General features: G+C 65.0%; 24 protein-coding genes. 19 read left to right on the forward strand and 5 right to left on the reverse strand.

The features are described from left to right. Nucleotides 1–141 precede the first annotated feature (141 nt). Genes AC5ZFO_RS30960 through AC5ZFO_RS30970 form a run of 3 tightly spaced genes read left to right on the forward strand, consistent with a single transcriptional unit; the run spans nucleotide 142 to nucleotide 2,819 of the window. Nucleotides 142–684 (forward strand): MarR family winged helix-turn-helix transcriptional regulator, encoded by a 543-nt coding sequence (locus AC5ZFO_RS30960; RefSeq protein ID WP_282522012.1) that lies wholly within the window; start codon nucleotides 142–144, stop codon nucleotides 682–684. Beyond that, nucleotides 681–1,412 (forward strand): response regulator, encoded by a 732-nt coding sequence (locus AC5ZFO_RS30965; protein ID WP_282522011.1) that lies wholly within the window; start codon nucleotides 681–683, stop codon nucleotides 1,410–1,412. The genes AC5ZFO_RS30960 and AC5ZFO_RS30965 overlap by 4 nt, the downstream gene beginning before the upstream one ends. Before the next feature lie 18 nt (nucleotides 1,413–1,430). Continuing rightward, nucleotides 1,431–2,819 carry an ATP-binding protein gene (locus AC5ZFO_RS30970; protein WP_282522010.1) on the forward strand — a complete coding sequence of 463 codons (1,389 nt, stop codon included), beginning with the start codon at nucleotides 1,431–1,433 and terminating at the stop codon, nucleotides 2,817–2,819. Nucleotides 2,820–2,870: 51 nt separating this feature from the next. On the opposite strand, the gene AC5ZFO_RS30975 is transcribed toward AC5ZFO_RS30970, so the two are convergent. Next, complete coding sequence (locus AC5ZFO_RS30975; protein WP_282522009.1) at nucleotides 2,871–3,401, reverse strand: DUF3617 domain-containing protein; 531 nt, start codon at nucleotides 3,399–3,401, stop codon at nucleotides 2,871–2,873. 44 nt (nucleotides 3,402–3,445) lie between these two features. Beyond that, the gene (locus AC5ZFO_RS30980; RefSeq protein ID WP_282522008.1) at nucleotides 3,446–3,739 is read right to left on the reverse strand and encodes a hypothetical protein; all 294 of its coding nucleotides are present in this window, start codon (nucleotides 3,737–3,739) and stop codon (nucleotides 3,446–3,448) included. A gap of 183 nt (nucleotides 3,740–3,922) precedes the next feature. Between AC5ZFO_RS30980 and AC5ZFO_RS30985 the strand changes: the two genes are divergently transcribed. From AC5ZFO_RS30985 to AC5ZFO_RS31000, 4 genes are all read left to right on the forward strand, one after another. Continuing rightward, a complete protein-coding gene (locus tag AC5ZFO_RS30985; RefSeq protein ID WP_282522007.1) occupies nucleotides 3,923–4,384 on the forward strand; it encodes a hypothetical protein in 462 nt (153 codons plus the stop codon). A 129-nt stretch (nucleotides 4,385–4,513) separates the two neighbouring features. Continuing rightward, nucleotides 4,514–5,227: a ribonuclease T2 family protein gene (locus AC5ZFO_RS30990; RefSeq protein WP_282522006.1), complete on the forward strand. Its 714-nt coding sequence runs from the start codon at nucleotides 4,514–4,516 to the stop codon at nucleotides 5,225–5,227. A gap of 153 nt (nucleotides 5,228–5,380) precedes the next feature. Further along, a complete protein-coding gene (locus AC5ZFO_RS30995) occupies nucleotides 5,381–6,241 on the forward strand; it encodes a 23S rRNA (adenine(2030)-N(6))-methyltransferase RlmJ (RefSeq protein WP_496122970.1) in 861 nt (286 codons plus the stop codon). 257 nt (nucleotides 6,242–6,498) lie between these two features. Further along, the gene (locus AC5ZFO_RS31000; protein WP_008544396.1) at nucleotides 6,499–6,714 is read left to right on the forward strand and encodes a cold-shock protein; all 216 of its coding nucleotides are present in this window, start codon (nucleotides 6,499–6,501) and stop codon (nucleotides 6,712–6,714) included. Nucleotides 6,715–6,800: 86 nt separating this feature from the next. Here the strand turns inward: AC5ZFO_RS31000 and AC5ZFO_RS31005 are convergent, their stop codons facing one another. Beyond that, nucleotides 6,801–7,424, reverse strand: coding sequence for an outer membrane protein (locus AC5ZFO_RS31005; protein WP_014491976.1), 624 nt, complete (start codon nucleotides 7,422–7,424; stop codon nucleotides 6,801–6,803). Between the two features lie 249 nt (nucleotides 7,425–7,673). On the opposite strand from AC5ZFO_RS31005, the gene uvrC reads away from it, so the two are divergent. From uvrC to AC5ZFO_RS31040, 7 genes are all read left to right on the forward strand, one after another. After that, nucleotides 7,674–9,737, forward strand: coding sequence for an excinuclease ABC subunit UvrC (gene uvrC, locus AC5ZFO_RS31010; protein WP_282522004.1), 2,064 nt, complete (start codon nucleotides 7,674–7,676; stop codon nucleotides 9,735–9,737). A 107-nt stretch (nucleotides 9,738–9,844) separates the two neighbouring features. Continuing rightward, complete coding sequence (gene pgsA / locus AC5ZFO_RS31015) at nucleotides 9,845–10,462, forward strand: CDP-diacylglycerol--glycerol-3-phosphate 3-phosphatidyltransferase (RefSeq protein ID WP_014491974.1); 618 nt, start codon at nucleotides 9,845–9,847, stop codon at nucleotides 10,460–10,462. Continuing rightward, a complete protein-coding gene (gene moaD, locus AC5ZFO_RS31020; protein ID WP_018318355.1) occupies nucleotides 10,459–10,710 on the forward strand; it encodes a molybdopterin converting factor subunit 1 in 252 nt (83 codons plus the stop codon). Before pgsA ends, moaD begins: the two co-directional genes overlap by 4 nt. 3 nt (nucleotides 10,711–10,713) lie before the next feature. Further along, nucleotides 10,714–11,211: a molybdenum cofactor biosynthesis protein MoaE gene (locus AC5ZFO_RS31025; protein ID WP_282522003.1), complete on the forward strand. Its 498-nt coding sequence runs from the start codon at nucleotides 10,714–10,716 to the stop codon at nucleotides 11,209–11,211. After that, on the forward strand, nucleotides 11,211–12,170 hold the full coding sequence (gene prmB / locus AC5ZFO_RS31030; protein WP_282522002.1) for a 50S ribosomal protein L3 N(5)-glutamine methyltransferase: 960 nt from the start codon (nucleotides 11,211–11,213) through the stop codon (nucleotides 12,168–12,170). The genes AC5ZFO_RS31025 and prmB overlap by 1 nt, the downstream gene beginning before the upstream one ends. A 90-nt stretch (nucleotides 12,171–12,260) precedes the next feature. Then, the gene (locus tag AC5ZFO_RS31035; RefSeq protein ID WP_282522001.1) at nucleotides 12,261–12,848 is read left to right on the forward strand and encodes a phage holin family protein; all 588 of its coding nucleotides are present in this window, start codon (nucleotides 12,261–12,263) and stop codon (nucleotides 12,846–12,848) included. A gap of 1 nt (nucleotide 12,849) precedes the next feature. Further along, nucleotides 12,850–13,980 (forward strand): YihY/virulence factor BrkB family protein, encoded by a 1,131-nt coding sequence (locus AC5ZFO_RS31040; protein ID WP_282522000.1) that lies wholly within the window; start codon nucleotides 12,850–12,852, stop codon nucleotides 13,978–13,980. A 49-nt stretch (nucleotides 13,981–14,029) separates the two neighbouring features. On the opposite strand, the gene AC5ZFO_RS31045 is transcribed toward AC5ZFO_RS31040, so the two are convergent. Beyond that, a complete protein-coding gene (locus AC5ZFO_RS31045) occupies nucleotides 14,030–14,869 on the reverse strand; it encodes a class I SAM-dependent methyltransferase (protein WP_282521999.1) in 840 nt (279 codons plus the stop codon). A 120-nt stretch (nucleotides 14,870–14,989) separates the two neighbouring features. On the opposite strand from AC5ZFO_RS31045, the gene AC5ZFO_RS31050 reads away from it, so the two are divergent. From AC5ZFO_RS31050 to AC5ZFO_RS31060, 3 genes are all read left to right on the forward strand, one after another. Next, nucleotides 14,990–16,552 carry a winged helix-turn-helix domain-containing tetratricopeptide repeat protein gene (locus AC5ZFO_RS31050; RefSeq protein ID WP_496122971.1) on the forward strand — a complete coding sequence of 521 codons (1,563 nt, stop codon included), beginning with the start codon at nucleotides 14,990–14,992 and terminating at the stop codon, nucleotides 16,550–16,552. Nucleotides 16,553–16,782: 230 nt separating this feature from the next. Further along, nucleotides 16,783–18,270, forward strand: a complete 1,488-nt coding sequence (locus tag AC5ZFO_RS31055) for an EAL domain-containing protein (RefSeq protein WP_282521997.1) — start codon at nucleotides 16,783–16,785, stop codon at nucleotides 18,268–18,270. A gap of 15 nt (nucleotides 18,271–18,285) precedes the next feature. Beyond that, nucleotides 18,286–19,140: a TIGR01459 family HAD-type hydrolase gene (locus AC5ZFO_RS31060; RefSeq protein WP_014491965.1), complete on the forward strand. Its 855-nt coding sequence runs from the start codon at nucleotides 18,286–18,288 to the stop codon at nucleotides 19,138–19,140. A 215-nt stretch (nucleotides 19,141–19,355) separates the two neighbouring features. Here AC5ZFO_RS31060 and AC5ZFO_RS31065 read toward each other — a convergent pair whose 3' ends face one another. After that, nucleotides 19,356–19,751, reverse strand: coding sequence for a response regulator (locus AC5ZFO_RS31065; RefSeq protein WP_007596883.1), 396 nt, complete (start codon nucleotides 19,749–19,751; stop codon nucleotides 19,356–19,358). 231 nt (nucleotides 19,752–19,982) lie between these two features. On the opposite strand from AC5ZFO_RS31065, the gene AC5ZFO_RS31070 reads away from it, so the two are divergent. Both AC5ZFO_RS31070 and ileS read left to right on the forward strand, forming a co-directional pair. After that, complete coding sequence (locus AC5ZFO_RS31070) at nucleotides 19,983–20,954, forward strand: bifunctional riboflavin kinase/FAD synthetase (protein ID WP_282521996.1); 972 nt, start codon at nucleotides 19,983–19,985, stop codon at nucleotides 20,952–20,954. Nucleotides 20,955–21,158: 204 nt separating this feature from the next. Beyond that, a complete protein-coding gene (gene ileS, locus AC5ZFO_RS31075) occupies nucleotides 21,159–24,167 on the forward strand; it encodes an isoleucine--tRNA ligase (protein WP_282521995.1) in 3,009 nt (1,002 codons plus the stop codon). Nucleotides 24,168–24,172: the final 5 nt, after the last annotated feature.

Here is a 24,172-nt window from a genome sequence, read left to right on the forward strand (position 1 = left end):
AATCGCACGGTAGATCTGCTTCGGCCGTCGCCGCCTGTCCGGCTCTCTCCGGCCGCTCCTAGAACTGCCACCCGACGCGAAGCGATCTAAAATTTCGTGCGGGCTGATCGTTTTGTAACATTGAACCCAAGATACGTCAATATGCCTGACATAAATTTCGCAACTCCCCCTCAAGACGCAGCCGAGCCGCGGCCGGCCGCAGGCGATGGAGGCAATTTGCGCTGGGATATCATTGAACTGCTGTTCTTCGCCTATCGTGATTTCGTCGGCGATCCCGACCAGGAGCTGGAGGCTTTCGGCTTCGGCCGGGCCCACCACCGGGTCATGCATTTCGTCTACCGCTATCCCGGCCTCAAGGTCGCCGATCTCCTCGACGTCCTGCGCATCACAAAACAGTCGCTCGGCCGCGTGCTCAAGCAGCTCCTGGACGAGGGCTATATCGTGCAGAAGACCGGCGACAACGACCGCCGCCAGCGCCTGCTCTACGCGACGCCGAAGGGCGAGGCGCTGGTGCAGAAGCTCGCCGGGCTCCAGACCACGCGGATCACCAAGGCACTCGCCGAGATGGCGCCGCAGGATGCCGAGACCGTCAAGCGCTTCCTGCGCGCGATGATCGACCGCGACGATCCGGACAAGGTGCTGGAGACGATCTTCGCCAACGTCAATCAAGACGGAAAGGAGTGAACGTGCCACTCGCTGCCACGCTAGCCCGCCCGCCGGTAGAACCGGCCGACGATGCGCCGCATCTGCTGCTGGTCGACGACGACCGTCGCATCCGCGATCTGCTGTCGCGCTTCCTCGCCAGCGAAGGCTATCGCGTGACCACTGCCGCAAGCGCCGGCGATGCACGCTCGAAGCTCATGGGCCTGCATTTCGATCTCCTGATCCTCGACGTCATGATGCCCGGCGAGACCGGCTTCGACCTTGCCCGCTTCATCCGGACCTCCTCCTCGGTGCCGATCGTGATGCTGACGGCGCGGCACGAGGCCGAAGCCCGCATCGAAGGCCTGCAAATCGGCGCCGACGATTACGTGGCAAAACCGTTTGAGCCGCGCGAGCTTGCGCTGCGCATCAACAATATCCTCAAGCGCGCCGCGCCACCGCCGCAGGCCGCGGCGGTCGAGAAAATCGCATTCGGCCCCTACGTCTACCATCTCGATCGCGGCGAATTGCGCCAGGGCGAGGAGGTCATCCACCTCACCGACCGCGAGCGCGAGATGCTGCGGATCCTGTCGGAGGCACCGGGCGAGACCGTGCCGCGCAGCGCGCTCACCGGCAATGGCAGCGTCAACGAGCGCGCCGTCGACGTGCAGATCAATCGCCTCAGGCGCAAGATCGAGACCGATCCCGCCAATCCGCTGTTCCTCCAGGCGGTGCGCGGCATCGGCTACCGCCTGGTGGCGTCGCCATAAAGCAGTGAAGCGCGACCGATGAGCACGATCGATACCGGCCTGACGCTGTTGAAGAGCGCCGCCGGCCGCGTCTCCGCCGCCAATGGCTGGATGGGCAACGCGTTCAAGGGCTGGATGCCGACCGGCCTCTATGCGCGCGCACTCCTCATCATGATCGTGCCGATGGTGATCCTGCAATCGGTCGTCGCCTTCGTGTTCATGGAGCGGCACTGGAACACGGTGACGCGCCGCCTGTCGGCTGCTGTGGTGCAAGACATCGCCGCGCTGATCGACGTCTACAAGGGCTATCCGCAGGACAAGGATCGCAACGAGATCCGCCGCATCGCCCAGCAGCGCCTCGGCCTCGTCGTCGATTTCCTGCCCGCCGGCGACATGCCGCCGCCGGGGCCGAAGCCGTTCTTCTCGCTGCTCGACCAGACGCTGTCCGTGCAGCTCGGCCGCCAGATCGGACGCTCGTTCTGGATCGACACCGTCGGCCGCTCCAACCTCGTCGAGATCCGGATCCAGCTCGACGATGCCGTGATGCGCGTGTTCGCGCAGCGCAGCGCCGCCTATGCCTCGAACTCGGAGATCTTCCTGTTCTGGATGGTCGGCACGTCCTCGATCCTGCTGATCGTCGCGGTGCTGTTCCTGCGCAACCAGATCAAGCCGATCCTGCGGCTGGCGGACGCCGCCGAGAGTTTCGGCAAGGGCCGCGAGGCGCCAAACTTCCGGCCGCGCGGCGCGCGCGAGGTGCGGCGCGCGTCGGTCGCCTTCCTCGAGATGAAGTCACGCATCGAGCGCACGATGGAGCAGCGCACCGCGATGCTTGCCGGCGTCAGCCACGATCTGCGCACCATCCTGACCCGGTTCAAGCTCGAGCTGGCGCTGATTGGCGACAACCCGGAGCTCGAGGGCATGCGCAAGGACGTCGACGAGATGTCGATGATGCTGGAGGACTACCTTGCGTTTGCCCGCGGCGATTCCGGCGAGCAGTCGCAGCCGACCGACATGGCGCAGGCGCTCGAGGAACTGCGCAGCGACGCCGAGCGCCACGGCCACACCGCGACCGTCGCGTTCCACGGCCTGCCCGTGGTCACCGTGAAGCCGGCCTCGTTCAAGCGTTGCCTCGCCAACCTCGTCACCAACGCGGCGCGCTACGGCAAGAGCATCGCCATCAACGGCCAGCGCGATCACCGTTATTTGACCGTCACGGTCGAGGACGACGGCCCCGGCATTCCCACGCATTTGCGCGAAGAGGTGTTCAAGCCGTTCCTCCGGCTCGACAACGCCCGCAACCAGGACGAAGGCGGCACGGGCCTCGGCCTCGCCATCGCCCGCGACATCGCGCGCTCGCATGGCGGCGACATCACCCTCGGCGACAGCCCGATGGGGGGACTAAGGGCGAGTGTGCGGATTCCGGTGTAGCTTTGCTCTTTCTTCTCCCCTTGCAATGGGAGAGGGGAGGCTCACCCAACCCTACTTCGGCAGCAGCGCCTTCAACTTGTCCATGTCACGCACGTTCATCTTGAAGCCGCCGGGCATTACGATGTCGCCGGGCTTCTGGTCGGGCTTGCAGGCCCCCAGCCACTTGGCTTCGAGCTGCATCGTGGTGTCGCGGCCTGCTGCTCCGGCGGCACCGCCTTGCGCATGCGACGAGGTCTTCACCGTATAGGCCGAGTTGAAATCGCCGGTGATCTCGGCATGCGAGGTCGTGCTGATGCCGGCGACGCTGCACTCGGAATCGCTGACATAGCCGGTCGCGGTCTTCTTGATGTCCTGCTTGGCGCAGATCTGCTTGGCCATCGGGGAGACGTTGTTGTTCATCTCCTTGTCGACGGTCTCGTCGGTACAGTGCTGCATGGTCATCTCCGGCATGGGCGTGCCGGTCCTGACCATCTTCATTTCCCAGAGACCGGCCTTGCGCACCGGCAGATCGTCAGCGCTGGCGCTGCCTGCCTGTAACACAAGACAAAGGGCCGAGCCGAGCAAAGCGAGCTTGCGCGTCATGTGGGAAGCTCCCGGCTGAGAGATTGCGACGTTCCGAAAGCGCCTCAGTACAGCGTGCGGATCGGCTGTTGGGCGGCGCCGTAGGGCACCCAGCGGCAGGAGAACGAGATATAGCCGCCCTCATAGGCCTGCACCGCGAGGAATTTCACGACCTTGCCGTAGCGCGCGCAGTGATCGACCGCGACCTGCCGCGCATCGGTCTGGGTCGCCAGCGAATAAGCGATGATGCCGCCGGTGTCGTTGCCCTTGAACGGGGGCACCGGAAGCATATCGGCGCGTGCCGACTGGCTGGCCATCATACCCAGGGCAAGAAGGCCCGCGGCCGCAATGATTCGCATTCCCGTCACTCCAATTGGTTGGCGCCAGTTTACGGTGCCGGGATGCCCATGAAAAGAACTGATGCCCCGCCGGCTACGAGGTTAGGGTCAACTCTTGGCCAAGTGTTGCCGCGCTGCACTTGACCTGCCCCGGCCTTCGCGGCACCGTCTAGTCTTCGCAAGACCCAGCAGTCCGGATTGCCCATGCGCGCCCTCACCCTGAAATCGCTCCGCTTTGCCGCCTTGCTTGGCCTCATGTTCGGAGCGCTGTCGCTCGGTGAGGCCAGGGCCGCCAATCCGCTGGAGTTGAACTTCTGGCTGAACGGGCCGCGCTATGACGGCGCCGTCGTCGATTGCGACAAGGCGCTGCCGACCATCGCCACCCAGTTCTGGGAGAAGGAAAGCTCGTTCTGGAATTCCTCGTTGAAGATCACAGGCTTCGCCGCCGTTCACGAGATCGCGTTCCGGCCCTGGCAGTCCGACAACATTCCGCGCCGCTATTGCACCGGCGACGCCATGCTCAATGACGGCAAGGTGCGCAAGGTGCATTTCTCGATCATCGAGGATGGCGGCTTCGCCGGCTACGGCAATGGCGTCGAATGGTGCGTGGTCGGGCTCGACCGCAACTGGGCCTACAATCCGGCCTGCCGCGCCGCCAGGCCTTGATAGACGAGCCTTGATCGGAAAGGCCTGAATCGGACTGATCAGGCGGCTGACGGCCATCTCGCATTTTGTTCTTGAAATGTTCTTGTTGCCTGCTAGGCTGATTGCACAGTCTAGTTGAGGGGCGTCGCCATGTTTCATTTTAGATTGCATTCGTTCTCCCGTCTCGTGATCTCACTGACCCTTCCCCTGGTTCTTGCCGCCGGGCTGGTCGCGCTGCCGGGCGGCGCGAAGGCCCAGGACAAACGGCAGAACGCGCCCGGCGAATTCGATTTCTATGTGCTGTCGCTGTCATGGTCGCCCTCGTTCTGCGAGGAGGCGTCCGAGCGCAACCGCGGCGGCGGTCGTTCGCAGATGCAGTGCAGCGGGCGGCCCTACGCGTTCGTGGTGCACGGGCTTTGGCCGCAATACGAGAACGGCTTCCCCGAATATTGCCAGCGGCCATCGCCACGCCTGAACCGCAACATCGTCTCTTCGATGCTCGATTTGATGCCGGCGCCGGGGCTGATCTTCAACGAGTGGGACAAGCACGGCACCTGCTCCGGGCTCGACAGCCGCAATTATTTCGAGACGATTCGAAAGGCGCGCGCTGCGATCAAGATCCCGGCGGAATATCTCGAACTGTCGCAGGCCAAGACCGTGGCACCGGGCGAGGTGGAGGAAGCCTTCATCAAGGCCAATGCGGGCCTGAGCAACGCGGCCATCTCGGTCACCTGCAACCGGACCCGGCTCTCCGAGGTCCGCATCTGCCTCAGCAAGGACCTGCAATTCCGGGCCTGCGAGGAGATCGAGCGTCGCGCCTGCCGCCGCGACCAGGTGACGATGCCGCCGATCAGGGGTGGATAGACTGCGTCGCCGTCATTCCGGGGCACGCGAAGCGTGAACCCGGAATCCATTTACCCGCGTAACGGGTGGCGAAATGGATTCCGGGTTCAGTGCTGCGCACTGCCCCGGAATGACGGCAGTTACTTTCATCGCGCGATGTCGTAACTCTCCACCATGAACTACCGTCACGCCTTCCACGCCGGAAACTTCGCCGATGTCATCAAGCACATCGTGCTCGCGCGCATCATTACTTACCTCCAGGACAAGCCGGGGGCATTCCGTGTCATCGACACCCATGCCGGCACCGGCCTCTACGATCTCGAAAGCGACGAAGCGCGCCGCAGCGGCGAATGGCTGACCGGCATCGCGCGGCTGATGCAGGCGCGCCTGTCGAACGACGCCGTGGCGCTGGCCAAGCCCTATCTCGACATCGTTCGCGCCTTCAATCCGAAGGGCGAGCTCAAGGCTTATCCGGGTTCGCCGCTGATCGCGCGCGGCCTGCTGCGGCCGCAAGACCGCCTCGTTGCCTGCGAGCTTGAGCCGAACGCGCGCAAGGCGCTTATCGGTGTGCTGCGCCGCGACGAACAGGCGCGCGTGGTTGATCTCGACGGCTGGGTCGCGCTGCTGGCCTTCGTGCCACCGAAGGAACGGCGCGGGCTCGTGCTGATCGACCCGCCGTTCGAGGCGAAAGACGAGTTCGAAAAGCTCGGCGACGCCTTCTCGGCGGCTTTCACGAAATGGCCGACCGGTATCTATGTAATCTGGTATCCGGCCAAGAGCCGACGCGCCACCGACACGCTGGTGCAATCAGTGGCGCGGCTCGCGGCCGCAGCAAAACCACCGGGAAAATGTCTGCGTCTCGAATTCAGTGTCGCGCCGCAGCTTGATGGCGCTGCCCTCACCTCCGCCGGATTGTTGATCGTCAATCCGCCGTACACGCTGCACGGCGAGCTCAAGACGCTCCTGCCCGAGCTGGAAATGCCGCTCGGACAGGGCGGAGCTGCCAGATTCCGATTAGAGGTGCCGAAGCCGTAACACCCCGGCATTCTTGGGAAAAATATGCAGGAGCGGTAGTCAATCTGCAGAGAACCGTATTATGCTGTTTCCGTGACTGGCTTTACGTTCCGCTTCCGCGAATGGTTGCGGCGGAGTGAAGGCCTAAGAAAGATCCGATCGGACCGAAAGAAATGGTCCGCCCAAGGATGGCCAGCTCCCGGGCTTCGTAAGGCCCGGTCATGTCGTGACGTGAGTCTGCGTCGCGACGGAGGAGCAATGAGGGGGAGTTTTTCCCGATGGCCATGACGGGAACGGTTAAGTTTTTCAACGGTGAGCGAGGCTACGGTTTCATCAAGCCCGACGACGGCGGCCGCGACGTCTTCGTGCACATTACTGCTGTAGAGCGGGCGGGACTGAAAGATCTCGCCGAAGGACAGCGCATTACTTTTGAGGTCGAGCCGGACAAGAAGGGGAAGGGACCAAAGGCGGTCAATTTGGTCATCCTCTCCTAGGGCGTTTTCGAGCGAACACCTAGCGAAAAAAAATCCCGGCCGCGAGCGGCCGGGAGGTTGTTGTCCGGTATTTTCTTCTTCAGCTATCAGAAGTGATAGTTCACGCCTGCGCGCACAACGCTGGCGCTATAGCCGTTTGACACGCCGGTAATTGCGAACTGGCTCGTCGACAGATCGATGTAGAGATATTCGAGCTTGGCGCTCCAGTTCGGCGCGAAGCCGACTTCCGCGCCGGCACCGATGGTCCAGCCTGCGGTGGTGTGCGATTCCGTCCAGCCGAATGTCTGCGCGCGCAGCTCGCCGAAGGCGAGGCCGGCGGTGCCGTAGAACAGCACGTTGCTGAACGCATAGCCGGCACGGCCGCGCAGCGTGCCGAACCAGGGATTGGAGAACTTCCACGGCGCGAAGGTGTCATCAGCGCCGGCGGCCTGGATATCGCCCTCGACGCCGAACACCCATGGACCGTTCTGGAAATTGTAGCCGGCCTGCACACCGCCGACGAAACCGGAGGGCTTGACGGGCGAGTTACTCACCGAGCCCCACTCATAGCCGAGATTGGCACCGAGATACGGACCGGCCCAGCTATAGGCATTGAGCGGCTGATTGACGGTGTAGGGCGCACCCTGCCCGTAATTGAGATCGGCGGCCTCTGCCGAAGCTGTCCAGCCGGCTGCAACCAACACGGCCGCGCCTACAACGAACCCCCTCATCGGTACTCTCCAACGCAACTGCCGCTCCCCGCGATGCCTGCGCCGCCGCGCGAGGCAAAATCGCATGGTTACGGAACCTCCTCTTTTTCGCGTAAGATTTATCGAGAGTTTTAGGTTAAAGGCCTGTTAAGCCGGGTTACCGCGCTGTTAACAGGCTTAAGCAAGCGTTACCGGGAACTGCGCCGCCATCCTGTGTGTGCCGCAAGGCTGGAACTTCAAATCGGCACCCCCAGCGCTTAAATTCGCATCATGGCTCACGATTCCACCGACAATCCGGACGACGCGCGCGCGCGCAAACCGCCGCGCGGCACGACGGCCGACGCCCCGCCGGAGAGCCTGGCGCCGCCGGACCTCGATCCCGCCACCACCGCTGGCGAGGACGAGGACGATGCGCTGCTGCCTGACATTCTGGAGGAGAGCGGCGCGGTCGGCGAAGAGCCGCTGGCGACCGGCCACGAGGCGATCGAGCGCGCGGTGCGCCTCGCGCCCACCTCGCCGGGCGTCTACCGCATGCTCAGCGCCAATGCCGACGTGCTCTATGTCGGCAAGGCCAAGAACGTCAAAAAGCGCCTGTCGAACTATGCGCGCCAGAGCGCGCCGCAACCGGCGCGCATCCTGCGCATGATCGCGGCCACGGTGACCGTGGAGATCGTCTCGACCAACACCGAGACCGAAGCGCTGCTGCTGGAAGCCAACCTCATTAAGCAGCTCCGGCCGCGCTTCAACGTGCAGCTGCGCGACGACAAGTCGTTTCCCTACATCCTGATCACCGGCGACCATTGGGCGCCGCAGATTCTGAAGCACCGCGGCGCGCAGACCCGGCCCGGGCGCTATTTCGGCCCGTTCGCTTCCGCCGGTGCGGTCAACCGCACCATCACCGCCTTGCAGCGCGCGTTCCTGATCCGCTCCTGCACCGATTCCTTCTTCGAGAGCCGCTCGCGGCCCTGCCTGCTCTACCAGATCCGCCGCTGCGCCGGCCCCTGCACCCGCGAGATCGACTTCCCCGGCTATACGACGCTGGTGCGCGAGGCGACCGACTTCCTCTCCGGCAAGAGCCACGCGGTGAAGCAGGAGCTTGCCGCCGAGATGGAGAAGGCCTCCGGCGAGCTCGAATTCGAGAGCGCGGCGCTCTACCGTGACCGCCTCGCCGCGTTGTCGGCGATCCAGTCGCAGCAGGGCATCAATCCGCGCACGGTGGAAGAAGCCGACGTGTTCGCGGTCCACCAGGAGGGCGGCTTCTTTTGCGTCGAAGTGTTCTTCTTCCGCACCGGCCAGAACTGGGGCAACCGCGCCTATTTCCCGCGCGCGGAGAAGACCTATACGCCGGAGGAAGTGCTGGGCTCCTTCCTCGCCCAGTTCTACGACGACAAGCCGCCGCCGAAGAACATCCTGCTCTCGCACGAGATCGAGGAAAGCGAGCTGCTCGCCAATGCGCTGTCGATCAAGGCCGGCCACAAGATCGAGGTCACGGCGCCCAAGCGCGGCGAGAAAAAGGAGCTGGTCGCCCACGCGCTGACCAATGCGCGCGAGGCGCTCGGCCGCAAGCTCGCGGACACCGCGACACAGAGCCGGCTGCTCGACGCCATGGCCACGACGTTGAGCCTGCCGCATTCGCCCAAGCGCATCGAGGTCTACGACAACAGCCACATCCAGGGCACCAATGCGGTCGGCGCCATGATCGTCGCCGGTCCCGACGGCTTCGTGAAGAACCAGTACCGCAAGTTCAACATCAAGTCGGAAGGGATCACGCCGGGCGACGATTTCGCCATGATGCGCGAGGTGCTGGAACGCCGCTTCAAGCGCCTGATCAATCCGCCCGAGGACGCCGCCGGCAAGGCCAAGGACGACGACTTCCCGCAATGGCCCGACCTCGTGATCATCGACGGCGGTCGCGGCCAGCTCAACGCCGTCCGGGAGATCTTTGCGAATCTCGGCCTGACCCAGGTGTCGCTGATGTCGGTCGCCAAGGGACCGGACCGGGATGCCGGCCGCGAAACCCTGTTCATGCCGGAGCGCGAGGCGATCAAGCTGGAGCCGCGCGATCCCGTGCTTTATTTCATCCAGCGCCTGCGCGACGAGGCCCATCGCTTCGTCATCGGCTCGCACCGCAAGCTGCGCAAGAAGGACATCCGCGAGGCCGGTTTGCAGGAGATTCCGGGCATCGGCCCGTCACGCAAACGTGCCTTGCTGCACCATTTCGGAACCCTGAAGGAGATCGAGCGGGCCTCGATCGCCGATCTCGGCAAGGTTCCGGGGGTAAGCGCCGAGAGCGCCCGCAGGATTTTCGACTATTTCCATCCCCAGCCGGGGTGAACTAAGGGGGCCCAAAGGGAGCCCTGGTCATATGGTCGTCGCATGCTGCACCCCAATTGGGGAGCGGGACGGTTGACCTTCAGGCACGAGCGGTATTGGTAGGACGAATGAACATCGCCACGACACGAGGGACGACCAGCCGCGCGATGTCCCTCCCGAACATCCTGACCTATGGCCGGATCGCCGCGATCCCGGTCGTGGTCGGGTGCATCTATGCGCAGTCGATTCTGGATCAGCCGCTGTGGCTGCGCTGGGTCGCGGTCGCCATCTTCATCGCGGCAGCAGTGACCGATTACCTCGACGGCTATTACGCGCGGATCTGGAATCAGCAATCGGCATTCGGTCGGATGCTCGATCCGATCGCCGACAAGCTGCTGGTGGCCTCCTGCCTGCTGATGCTGGCTGCCGACGGCATCATCCATGGCTGGTCGCTGTGGGCCGCCATCGTGATCCTGTGCCGCGAGATCCTGGTCTCGGGCCTGCGCGAATATCTCGCGGCGTTGCGGGTGAGCGTTCCCGTGACAAAGCTCGCGAAGTGGAAGACGACCGTTCAGCTCATCGCCATCGGCTTCCTGCTCGCGGGCCCGGCCGGCGATGAGGTGGTGCCCGTGGTCTCGATGATCGGGCTGGCGCTGCTCTGGGCCTCGGCGATCCTCACCATCTACACTGGCTACGACTATTTCCGCGCCGGCATCCATCACCTCATCAAGGAGGATGAGGCATGAAGGTGAAGTACTTCGCCTGGGTGCGCGAGCGCGTCGGCAAGGCCGAGGAGACCATCGAGCCGCCGGCGACCGTGCGCACCGTCGAGGAGCTGATCGCCTGGCTGTCCGGCCAGAGCGAGGCCTATGCCTACGCGTTCGAGAAGCCGAAGGTGATCCGCACCGCGATCGATCATGCCCACGTCAAATCGGACGCCGCGATCGCGGGCGCCCGCGAGATCGCCTTTTTCCCGCCGATGACCGGCGGCTAGGCCATGACCGCCCCCGTAAGCACCGCCCCCGTCAGCCCCTGCCCCGTCACCATCCGCATCCAGCAGGACGATTTCGACATCGCGCGCGAGATCGCGATCCTGACCGGGAGCCGCACCGACATCGGCGCGGTCGTGAGCTTTTCCGGCATCTGCCGCGGCGACGAGGACAGCGCGAAGATCGCCGCCCTCACGCTCGAACATTATCCCGGCATGGCGGAAGAAGAGATCAAGCGCCATGCCGACGAAGCTACATCGCGCTGGCCGCTGAACGGCGTCACCATCATTCATCGCGTCGGCCGGTTCATGCCGGGGCAGAATATCGTGCTGGTGCTCACGGCGTCGCAGCACCGCCAGGCGGCATTCCAGGCAGCCGAGTTCCTGATGGATTATCTCAAGACCAGCGCGCCGTTCTGGAAGAAGGAAGAGAACGCCACCGGCACCGGCTGGGTCGAAGCCCACGCCCGTGACGACGAGGCCGCCGCACGCTGGACCCGATCCTGATGGCAAAAGCATCCAAGAAGACCACGCGCGGCCGCGCGGCACCGAAACTCGCGAAGGTCGGCCGCGGCGAGCTGCTCACGCTGATCGATTTCGTCCGCTATGCCGTGAGCCGCTTCGTTGAAGCAAAACTTGCCTTCGCCCATGGCACGACGGATCCGGTCGCCGAAGCAGCCTTCCTGGTCTGCGAAGCCCTGCATCTGCATCCCGACCAGTTCGAGATCTTTGCCCATGCCTGCGTCACGTCGGCGGAAGGCAAGACCATCGTCGACCTCATCCATCAGCGCGTCACCACGCGCAAACCGACCGCCTATCTCGTCAACAAGATCTACATGCGCGGCCTGCCGTTCTATGTCGACGAGCGGGTCATCGTTCCGCGCTCCTTCATCGGCGAGCTGCTGGAGTCGCATTTCGGCGGCGAGGGCGAGGCCGGCTCGCTGATCGACGACCCCACGGCCGTCGAACGTGTGCTCGATCTCTGCACGGGCTCTGGATGTCTCGCCATCCTCGCCGCGCACCATTTCCCGAATGCCACCGTTGATGCCGTCGACATCTCCAAGGGCGCGCTCGAAGTCGCCACGCGAAATGTCGGCGAATTCGGGCTCGATGACCGGATCAGCCTGCATCGCGGCGACCTGTTCGCCCCACTCGGCGATGCGCGCTACGACCTCATCATCACCAATCCGCCTTACGTCGACGCCGAAGGCATGGCCGCGCTGCCGCCGGAATGCCGCGCCGAACCAAAACTCGCCTTTGACGGTGGCCCCGACGGTCTCGACGTGGTGCGCCGGATCCTGCGCGATGCGCCCGATCACCTGACGCCGGATGGCGGCCTGATCTGCGAGATCGGCCGCGGCCGCGAACTGGTCGACGAGGCCTTTCCGGAACTGCCGCTGCTCTGGCTCGACACCGAGGACTCCGAGGGCGAGGTGTTCTGGATTTCGGCCGCCGATCTCGGCTGATCCGTCCCGGCACCCGCGCTCCGCGCGGAACAAGTCAAATTCCGCCACGTTCATCCCCCGACGAATTTTTCGTTCTCGGAGGATGTCCGCATGCTCGCGCCATCGGGCGAATTGCTGCGCGCCGGAATGGCGCTCAAGATCAATCATCTCAAGCGCGCCGCGCGATCGTACCTGCGCGACCGCACCAATCAGGCCACGGGCCGCGTAACGTCCTATGCGGTCGCGGCAGGATTGTTCGCAGTGGCCGGGCTGTTCCTGATCGCCACCTTCTTTGTCGGCCTGGTGGCCCTTTATCGTTGGGTCGCAATCACCCACGGACAATTCTGGGGCTTTGGTGCGGTCGCGGCCGTGCTCCTGGTGCTGGCCATATCCTGCGCCGGCGTGGCTCTGGCCCAAATGAAGCGTCGGGACAAGCCGATCGTGCCGCTTGCCAGCCGCATGCGCGTTGCGATCGCCACCCCGCGGATCCCGCGCGGAACCGTCAAGCAGGCGGTGAAAGAGGTCGCAACGACGATTCCGCTGGTGCCGCTCGCACCGAGCGAACGTGGCCGTGGCGGCAACGCCCTGTCGAGCCGGACCAACCGGCCCGTGCAGCTGGGTCTGATGCTCGCAGCCGTCGGGCTGCTGGGCTTCACGGCCGCACGGCGGCGGCGGCACGGCCACAGATTGGACGCTTGAAATGCGCGCGCGGCACACCGAGCACTTCGACAGTTGGTTGCTGGTCGCCGCCACGGCCGTCTTCGTGCTGTCTGCGGAACGCTACTTTCAGGAGTCCGGCCCCATCCGGTCGGGGCCTCCGCAAGACCATCGCAATAATGAAGCAAACTCGCCGGAAACGAGCCCGGCCGGCGCAGCCATGCAGCCCGGCCACGGCCGGCGCGCGAAAAGCCCTTTCGCGATCCCGTGGGCGGGCTGGAAAGACATCTTCTGGCGCACCTATCAGCGCATCGACGACGATCGCCTGCTCGCGACCGCGGGCGGCGTCGTCTTCTTCGGGCTGCTCGCGATCTTTCCCGCCGTGACCGCGCTGGTCTCATCCTACGGCCTGTTCGCCGATCCCTCGACGATCAGTTCCAACCTGCATTCGCTCGCGATGATGCTGCCCGAGGGCGCGTTCCAGATCGTCGAGGACCAGGTCGCGCGCGTGGTGTCCCACGGCAATACTGCCCTGGGTGTCACCTTCCTGTTTGGCCTCTTGCTCGCGATCTGGAGCGCCAATGCGGGCGTCAAAGCCATCTTCGACGCCCTCAACGTCGCCTATGAGGAGCGCGAAAAGCGCAGCTTCGTCCGGCTGAACACGGTGTCGTTGGCTTTCACGGTCGGCGGCATCGCGGCGCTGCTGCTGATGGTGGGCACCGTGGTCGCCTTCCCGCTCGCGCTCAACCATCTCGGCATCGCGCCCGAGAGCAAGCTGATCGTCGCTCTCGCGCGATGGCCGGTGCTGTTCGTCATCCTGCTGGCGGCGCTTGCGGTCCTCTACCGTTTCGCACCCAGCCGCGACGCGCCGCGCTGGCAATGGCTGAGCCTGGGCGCAGTAACGGCCGCCATTCTCTGGATCGCCGGCTCGGCGCTGCTGTCCTGGTATCTCTCGGAATTCGCCAATTACAACGCGACCTACGGCTCGCTCGGCGCGGCGATCGGCTTGATGATGTGGATGTGGATGTCGGCGATCGTCATCATGTTCGGGGCCGAGCTGAACTCGGAGATCGAACGGCAGACCCTTCGGGATACGACCACCGGGCCGCCCAAGCCGCTTGGCACCCGCGAGGCCGTCTCGGCCGACACGGTCGGCGCCGCCGCGCCATCCTGATTGCCGGCGGTCAGGCCGGGGCTCGGCCTGACCGGATCACGACGGCAGTTCAGCGCTTGCTGATCACGACCTCAAGATACTCGCTATGCACCACCACCGTACCGTCGTCGGCACGGTTGAATTCGCCGAGCAGCGCCATGAGATCGCGCCGCAGCGCAGCCTGGCCGGTCTCCTCCAGCGCCACGAACGCTTTCAGCATCGGCCCGTAATAGGATTTGAAAACCTCGAGCCAGTGCTCCGGCGAGCGATAGCGGAAAGCGAACATGCGCGGCTCGGCGGCGATCTCGGAGGCCTGGCCACCGAACATCTCTTCGAGCCGCCCGGGGGTGCCCCACAAGGCCGGCGACTTCACGCCCGCCGGCGGCGGCACATGCCTGCCGATGGTCTTGAAGAGCTGACCGATGAAGCCCTGGGGCGTCCAGTTGGCGAGACCGATCTTGCCGCCGGACTTGCAGACCCGCGCGAGCTCGGACGCCGCCTTGTCCTGATCCGGCGTGAACATGACGCCGAAGGTCGAGAGCACGACGTCGTAGCTGGCATCCGCAAACGGCAGCGCTTCGGCATCCGCTTCACGGAATTCGACCATCAGATGCTCCGCCGCGGCCCGTTCGCGTCCCCGCTTGAGCAACGCGGGAACATAATCGGTTGATGTGACGTCGCACCAGCGGCGCGCGGCGGCCAGCGTCGCATTGCCGTTGCCCGCGGCGACATCAAGCACCTTGCTGCCGGCGCGCAAGTCGAGCGCCTCGCAGAGTTGCTCGCCGACGATCTGCAAGGTGGTGCCGACAATGGCGTAGTCGCCGGATGACCAGGCGCCGTGCTGGCGTTGCTTGACGGCGGCGAGATCGGGTTGGGCGATGGCCGGCTTGAGCGCGGCGGATGTCGACATGGCAATTCTCCTGCGGTTGAAGACGCCGGGACGATAGGGCGCATGCGGCTCGCTGGCCTTGAGAGTGGCGTTATTTTACGCTGAGAACACCTTGATTTCCCCGCGCGAGCCGAGGGTGGCGTGACATTTCATTTCGAGGATTTCGTGCTCGACCCCGCGCGCCGCGAATTGCGGCGGGCGGAGACGCTCGTCGCGCTCGAGCCCCAGGTGTTCGATCTCCTGCTTTATCTGGTCCGCAACCGCGAGCGCGTGGTCACGCGCGACAATCTGCTCGACGCGATCTGGAACGGCCGCGTCGTCTCGGAATCGACGCTGACCAGCCGGATCAACGCGGCGCGGCGCGCGGTCAATGACAATGGCGAAGATCAGCGGCTGATCCGCACCGTCGCGCGCAAAGGCGTGCGGTTCGTCGGCGAAGTGACCGAACGCTCCGCCGCGGCCTCATCGTCGGCGCCGGGCAAGCCGCCCGACGCAACACCGACGGAATTGCCGCTGCCCGATCGTCCCGCAATCGCCGTCCTGCCCTTCACCAACATGAGCGGCGAGGCCGAGCAGGATTATTTCTCCGACGGCATCAGCGAGGACATCATCACCGCGCTGTCGAAGCTGCGCTGGTTCTTCGTGATCGCGCGCAACTCCTCCTTCATCTACAAGGGCCGCACGGTTCACCTGCGGCAGGTCGCCGAGGAGCTCGGCGTGCGCTATGTCGTCGAGGGCAGCGTCCGCAAGGACGGCGACCGCGTCCGCATCACCGCGCAGCTCAACGATGTCGCCACCGGCAGCCATCTCTGGGCCGAACGCTACGACCGCGAGCTCGCCGACGTCTTCGCCGTACAGGACGAGATCACCGAACGCATCGTCGCCGCGATCGAGCCGCAGCTCTATGCCGCGGAGAATTTTCGCGCCGAGCGCAAGCCGCCCGACAGCCTGGACGCCTGGGACCTTCTGATGCGCGCCCTCTCCCACTACTGGCGCGTGACGCGGCAGGACCACGTCGCGGCGCGAGCCCTGCTCGAAAAGGCCATCGCGCTAGACCCGAACTACGGCAAGGCGCTCGGGCTGCTCGGCACCAGCTACATGTTCACGGCGCATATGGGCTGGATGGAGATGGCCGCGGCGCTGCCGGTGGCCGAGCGCGCGGCGCGGGCCGCGATCCGCGCCGACGACCAGGATGCCTGGGCGCATAATGCGCTCGGCCATGTCGATCTGTTCGCACGCCGGTTCGAGGATTCGCTTGCCGAATTCGAGACCGCGCTGCGGCTCAATCCGAACTTTGCGCTGGCGCAGGGCTACTATGGCCTGACGCTCAGCTATTGCGGCCGCTGGCGGGATGCCGACGACGCCGCGCGGCGGGCGATCCGCCTCAGCCCGCGCGACCCCTACGCACCCGTCTATTTCGGCATCGCCGCCTTTGCCCGCTTCCTCGGCAGGGACTATGCGGAAGCGATCCGGCTCGCACAGGAAGCCCTGCGCCAGCGCAGTGACTTCGTCGGCGGGCACCGGGTGCTGACCGCGGCCGCGGCGATGGCCGGGCAAGCCGAGACCGCCCGCGCGGCGCTGAAGGAACTCCACCGTGCCCAGCCCAACGTCTCGCTCGCCTGGATCGCCGAGTTCATGCCGATCAAGCTCGCCGCCGACCGCGAGCACTATCTCGAAGGCTTTCGCCGGGCCGGCCTGACCTAGACTGTCTGGGCATAATCTCCGCGCAAACGCGTTCCGCGTTTGTCGCGAGGGAAAACCGCTGCACACTTTTCCGGATCATGCTCCATCTCCGCGAACAGGCCGCTATCCCCTCGAATCAACAATGATGATAAGGTTGCCTTGCTTGGGGGAGCACGAGGCGTGACGGGTTCGCACACTGACCCGTGTTTTCCCGGATGAGGCAGTCAGCTCTTTGAGGCGTAACGCGCGGCATGATTCGCATTTCGACGATCTTCATCGCCATCTGCATGGTTCTGGTCGCGGCCTCGCTCGGGCTTGTCCTCTACTCGGTCGCCGGCATCAGCGGAACCGAATCCGCCATCGTGGCGCTGACCGCGCTGACCTTCCTGATCCTCTACAACGCGGTCTCGATGCGGCTGCGCGACCGCAGTGACGTCGGCGGCCAGATCGCCGACCTCTCGCGCGGCACCGCCGACCTCGCCCGCCAGGTCGCCGAGTTCGGCCGCCGGCTCGCGGCGATGGAGGGGCGCATCGCCTCGGCCAATTCGACCAACTCCGACCGCATCCAGTCAGTGGTCGGCGAGATCAACGAGCTCGGCGGGCTGGTCAGGCAGCTCGCCACCACCGTGTCAGCCCATGAAGACCTCCTGGCCGGGGCCGCGCCGACGCCCGCCCCCGCTCCAGTCGCCCGGCCAGAGCCGGAGGCGCCGCTCGACCTGATTGCGCCCTTCGAGGAGCGGCCGGCCGCCCCTCCGCCACTGCCCGCACCGCCGCCGCGGCCAACACCGGCGATCCAGACCCAGGCCGCCGTTCCGGTTCAGACGGCCAATGGCCGCAACCAGACCCAGTTACTGGCGACCCTGCGCAACGCCATCGACGAGAACCGCATCGACATCTTCCTCCAGCCGATGGTGACGCTGCCGCAGCGCAAGGTGCGGTTCTACGAAGCCGTGACGCGCCTGCGCGACGAGCGCGACCAGCTGATCGCCGCCGAGGAATTCATCAGCATCGCCGAAGCCTCGGGTCTGATCGGACGCATCGACAACATGGTGATGCTGCGCTGCGTGCAGGTGCTGCGGCGCCTGATGGTGCGCAACAAGGATGTCGGCGTGTTCTGCAACGTCGCGGCCTCCACGCTCGGCAATTCCACCAGCTTCGCGCAGTGCCTCGACTTCCTCGAAGCCAACCGGGCGCTGGCGCCCTCGCTGGTGCTGGAGTTCAAGCAGTCGACGTTCCGCAATCTCGGTCCGGCCGAGACCGAGAATCTCGCGGCGCTCGCCCAGCGCGGTTTCCGCTTCTCGATCGACCATGTCACAGACCTCAGGATCGAGCCGCGCGAGCTCGCCGATCGCGGCGTGCGCTTCATCAAGGTGCCGGCGTCCCTCCTGCTCGACCCCAGGCAGGCCTCGACCTCGGACATCCACCCTTCCGACCTCTCCGACCTGCTCGGCCGCTTCGGCATCGACCTGATCGCCGAACGGATCGAGGGCGAGCGCGCAGTGGTCGATTTGCTCGACTATGACGTACGGTTCGGTCAGGGGTTCCTGTTCGCCCCGCCCCGGCCATTGCGGCCCGAGGGGGCATCTGCTACCGGCGGGGCCTCGCCGAACCCGGCGCAGGAAATTCAGGGATCCAATGGCTCCGCTTCTCCCAGCCAAGGCGCGACATCTGGCGCGACGTCTTCAGCGCCTCCAGCCCAACGCATCACCGGCAACGCGGCGCTCGCGCGCCGGATCTGATCGGCCGCACGCATCATGACCACGCTGCATTTCGCCGAAAGCCTGCGCGAGCTCGTGGGCGGCGTTGACGTTGTGCTCAGCGACATCTGGGGCGTGGTCCACAACGGCCTGGAATCCTTTCCCGAGGCCTGCGAGGCGCTGCATACCTATCGCAGCCGCGGCGGTACGGTGATCCTGATCACCAACGCCCCGCGCCCGGCCGACTCCGTCCAACGGCAATTGCGCAAGCTCGGCGTCGCGGACGAGACCTATGACGCGATCGTCTCGTCGGGCGACTTGACGCGGCTCTATGTCGCCGAGCATCCCGGCCGCAAGATGTTCTGGCTCGGACCCGAGCGCGACAACTCGATCTATCGCGGCCTCGATGCGACGACCGCGCCGCTGGAAGAAGCCGACTACATCGTCTGCACCGGCCTCTATGACGACGAGACCGAGACGGCGGAAGACTATCGCGGCATGATGCTGAAGGCGCGCGAGCGCAAGCTGACGCTGGTCTGCGCCAATCCCGATATCGTGGTGGAACGCGGTGACCGGCTGATCTATTGCGCCGGCGCGATCGCGGAACTCTATCGCGAACTCGGCGGCGAGGTGATCTTCTACGGCAAGCCGCATCGCCCGATCTACGAGCGCGCGATGATGCTCGCCGGCGAACGCCAGGGTCACATGATCGACCGGAAGAAGGTGCTGGCGATCGGCGATTCCGTCCGCACCGACCTCACCGGCGCGCGCGAATTCGGCATCGACTGCCTGTTCGTCACCCGCGGCATCCATGCCGAGGAGTTCGAGGGCCTCGACCAGCTCGACCCGAAATCGGTGATGGAGTTGTTCGGTCACCCGCCCAAGGCGCTGATGCGCGAATTGAAGTGGTGACGGTGGAGCCCACGCAGGTGCTGCGGGCTTAGACCAATTGCTTAGACCCAAATGCCGTCATGGCCGGGCTTAGCCGTCCGGAGGACGGTGTCGCTTCCGCTCGCCTACGCCCTGGCCATCCACGTCTTCATTTGCAGGATCCAAGAACGTGGATGCCCGGGACGAGCCCGGGCATGATGATCTCTATAGAGAGCTGCTATGCGGTCAGGCGGCGCTTACGCGCTCGCCATGTCCGGGAAGACCGCTTCGATCTTGGTCTTCAGCGTCGCCGCGTTGAACGGCTTGACGATGTAGTTGTTCACGCCGGCCTTCTTGGCCGCGATCACGTTCTCGGTCTTCGATTCCGCGGTGATCATGATGAAAGGCGTGGTGGCGAGGTTCGGATCCGCGCGCACTTCGCGCAGCAGGTCGTAACCCGTCATCGGCTCCATGTTCCAATCGGAAATCACGAGCCCGTACTTCTTGCCACGCATCTTGTTCAGCGCCGCCGAACCGTCGCTTGCATCATCGATATTCTCGAAGCCAAGCTGCTTCAGGAGATTCCTGATGATACGGATCATGGTGCTGTAGTCATCAACCACCAGAACCGACATCGACAAATCAACCGCCATCTCGACTCCCCCAACGCAAACCCAGGAAATATTACGATCGGACCTACCGGGGCCGGAGCCCCGCTGTTCCACATTTCAAGGACTAGCACCAAGGCGTTAAACAGCGCGTTAACTGGGGGCGCCTCCGAAGGACTGAAATCACGTTCAATGCGGCCGCTCCCCCTGCCGCTTGACTTCGTCCGGCCGGTCAAGCCACGGTCCGCAGGTCCTGCCGCTTCGAGAATTCCCCTGATGGTCCCGCATTTTACCGTTATCCGCGACACAACGCCGGATTCCGCGATTTTGAGGGGCGCCGTGGTCGCCATGGGCAATTTCGACGGCGTTCATCTCGGCCATCGCGCGGTGATCGCCGCCGCCCTGGAAATGGGCCGGGCGCATGGCCGCCCTGCGCTGGCATTGACCTTCGAGCCGCATCCGCGCCGGTTTTTCAGCCCGAACACTCCGCAATTCCGGCTGACGGACGAGCCGGCCAAGCTGCGGCTTCTGGCCGGAACCGGGCTCGCCGGCGCCGTGGTCATGACCTTCGACAAGGCCAGGGCCGGGACCAGCGCGCAAGACTTCATTCACCATGACCTGATCGGACGCCTCGGCGTCAGCGGCATCGCGGTCGGCTACGACTTCCATTTCGGCAAGGGTCGCGTCGGCTCGCCGAGCCTCCTGGTCAACGAGGCGCCCCGGCTCGGCATCGAGGTCGACGTGCAGGCCCATGTCGACATCGACGAGCGGCCGGTCTCCTCCAGCGCCATCCGGATCGCGCTCGCGGAGGGCCAGATCGACGAGGCCACCACCATGCTGGGCGCGCCCTGGTTCATCACCGGCGAGGTGATCCACGGCGAGAAGCGTGGCCGCGACCTCGGCTATCCCACCGCCAACATCCGCCTCGATGCCAATTGCGGCCTCAAGCACGGCATCTATGCGGTGCGGGTCGGCCACGGCGCCGAGCGGCTGGACGGGGTGGCGAGCTTCGGCCGCCGTCCGACCTTTGATAATGGCGCGCCGCTGCTGGAAATCTTCCTGTTCGACTTCAAGGGCGACCTCTACGGACAAGCGCTCGACTGCGCCTTCGTCGGCTTCATCCGCGAGGAGCTGAAATTCGACAGCCTGGAGGCCCTGATCCGCCAGATGGACGACGATTCCGCCCGCGCCCGCGCCATGCTGGCCGCCGCCCCGGACGCGTTTCCGCGGCTTGGCGTGATCGATTGAGGCCGAAAACCGGTCCCGCCGAACCTTTTGCGCTTCCCCCTCCCGGCTGCTATGGAGAGCCCATGTTTGCGCGGCGCATCATAGGGATTAGCGGCCCGGCTTCCGCCTGAGCCTATAGGTTCGGCGCAAGACCGGGATGTTGTCGTTTCACCCCGCGATTCCAGTCGCTATCCGTTTCCGCGCCCTTCCGAGCCAGTCAGCCCCATGTCCGAAAAGCCGCAAAAGTCCCAAAAGTCTGAAGTCAAAGACTATTCCAAGACCCTTTATTTGCCGCAGACGGATTTCCCGATGCGCGCTGGCCTGCCGCAGCGCGAGCCGGAACTGCTGAAGTATTGGAACGACATCGGCCTCTACGACAAGCTGCGCCGGGAAGCGGAGGGCCGCGCCAAATTCGTGCTGCATGACGGCCCGCCTTACGCCAACGGCAACATCCATATCGGGCACGCGCTGAACAAGATCCTCAAGGACGTCGTGACCAAGAGCCAGCAGATGCTCGGCTTCGACTCCAATTACGTGCCGGGCTGGGACTGCCACGGCCTGCCGATCGAATGGAAGATCGAGGAGGAGAACTACCGCAAGAAGGGCAAGCAGAAGCCCGATTTCCGCGACTCCGCCGCGATGGTGGCGTTCCGCAAGGAATGCCGCGCCTATGCGACGCATTGGATCAACGTGCAGCGCGAGGAGTTCAAGCGGCTCGGCATCATCGGCGATTGGGATCATCCCTATCAGACGATGAGCTATCCGGCCGAAGCGCAGATCGCCCGTGAGCTGATGAAGTTCGCGGCCAACGGCACGCTCTATCGCGGCTCCAAGCCGGTGATGTGGAGCGTGGTCGAGAAGACCGCGCTTGCGGAAGCCGAGGTCGAGTACGAGGACTACACTTCCGACATGGTGTGGGTGAAGTTTCCCGTCACGTCACCGGCACATGGCGCACTCGCCAGTGCCTCGGTCGTGATCTGGACCACCACGCCTTGGACGCTGCCCGGCAACCGCGCGATCTCGTTCTCGCCGAAAATCGCCTACGGCCTCTACAAGGTGACGGATGCGCCCGCCGACAACTGGGCCAGGAACGGCGATCTCCTGATCCTGGCCGATGCGCTCGCCGCAGAGGTGTTCAAGCAGGCGCGCGTCACGTCCTATGAGAAGGTGCGCGACATTCCCGGCGACACGCTGGACGCCGTGGAATGCGCCCATCCCCTCCGCGGCTTCGGTGGCGGTTACGAGTTCATCGTGCCGTTGCTCGCCGGCGAGCATGTCACCGACGACACCGGCACAGGCTTCGTGCACACCGCGCCGAGCCACGGCCGCGAGGACTTCGACGTCTGGACGGCCAACACCCGCGAGCTCGATGCGCGCGGCATCCCGACCGCGATCCCCTACACCGTCGACGAGAACGGCGCCTACACGGCGCAGGCCCCCGGCTTCACCGGCAAGCGCGTGCTCAACGACAAGGGCGAGAAGGGCGATGCCAACGAGGCCGTGATCAAGGCGCTGATCGAGGGCGGCAAGCTGCTCGCCCGCGGCCGCCTCAAGCATCAATATCCGCACTCCTGGCGCTCGAAGAAGCCGGTGATCTTCCGCAACACGCCGCAATGGTTCATCGCGATGGACAAGGACATCAGCGAGGACGGCCATGCGAAGAAGGGCGACACGCTGCGCGCCCGCGCGCTGCATGCGATCTCGGTCACGCAATGGGTGCCGCCGTCGGGCGAGAACCGCATCAACGGCATGATCGCCAACCGTCCGGACTGGGTGATCTCGCGCCAGCGCGCCTGGGGCGTGCCGATCGCCGTGTTCGTGCGCGAGAAGAGCGACGGCTCGGCCGAGATCCTGCAGGACGAGATCGTCAACCAGCGCATCACCGAAGCCTTCATGGAGGAAGGCGCCGACGCCTGGTACATGGACGGCGCCCGCGAACGCTTCCTAGGGTCCCGCGCGAGCGAGGACTGGAAGAAGGTCGACGACATCTGCGACGTCTGGTTCGATTCAGGCTCCACGCACGCCTTCGTACTCGAGGATCGCCAGAACTTCCCGCAGCTCGGCAACATCGTCCGCAAGATCGACGGCGGCAACGACACCGTGATGTATCTGGAAGGCAGCGACCAGCATCGCGGCTGGTTTCATTCCTCGCTGCTGGAAAGCGCAGGCACGCGGGGCCGCGCGCCCTACGACGTCGTGCTCACCCACGGCTTCACGCTCGACGAGAACGGCCGCAAGATGTCGAAGTCGCTCGGCAACACCGTCGAGCCGCAGAAGGTGATCAAGGATTCGGGCGCGGACATCCTGCGCCTGTGGGTCTGCGCCACCGACTATGCCGACGACCAGCGCATCGGCCCGGAGATCCTGAAGAACACGATCGAGACCTATCGCAAGCTGCGCAACTCGATCCGCTGGATGCTCGGTACGCTGCATCACTTCAAGGCGAGCGAGAAGGTCGCCTATGCCGAGATGCCCGAGCTCGAGCGGCTGATGCTGCACGAACTGGCCGGCCATGCCGAAACCGTTCGCACGGCCTATGCCGCCTTCGACTACAAGACCGTCGTCGCAAGCCTCGCGGCCTTCATGAACTCCGAGCTGTCGGCGTTCTACTTCGATATCCGCAAGGACACGCTCTATTGCGACCCGCCGTCCTCGCCGGCGCGCAAGGCCGCGCTCACCACGATCGACCTGTTGTGCGATGCGCTCCTGAAATGGCTTGCGCCGATCCTGAGCTTCACGACCGACGAAGCCTGGCGCATGTTCCGGCCAAACGCGGAGCCTTCCGTCCATCTAACCCTGTTTCCCGAAGGCATCGAGAAGCTCCGTGACGACAGGCTCGCCGCGAAGTGGGAGACGATCCGCAACGTCCGCCGCGTCGTCACCGGCGCGCTGGAGCTCGAACGCGCCGCCAAGAACATCGGCTCGTCGCTCGAGGCCTCGCCGGTGATCTATGTCGCCGACCGCGACATGCTGGCGACGCTGTTCGACACCGATCTCGCCGAGGTCTGCATCACCTCGAACTACGAGGTGCGTGAGGGCGAGGCGCCGGCGGGCGCATTCCGTCTCGATGCGGTGCCCGGCGTCGCGGTCGTCGTCGAGAAGGCGGTCGGCACCAAATGCGCCCGCTCCTGGAAGATCTCGCCGACGGTCGGTGAAGACCCTGAATACCCCGACGTCACCCCGCGCGACGCCCAGGCGCTGCGCGAATGGAAGGCGCTGGGGGTGGGGGTCTGATCCCC

It is taken from the genome of Bradyrhizobium sp. Unk1 (assembly GCF_059512345.1).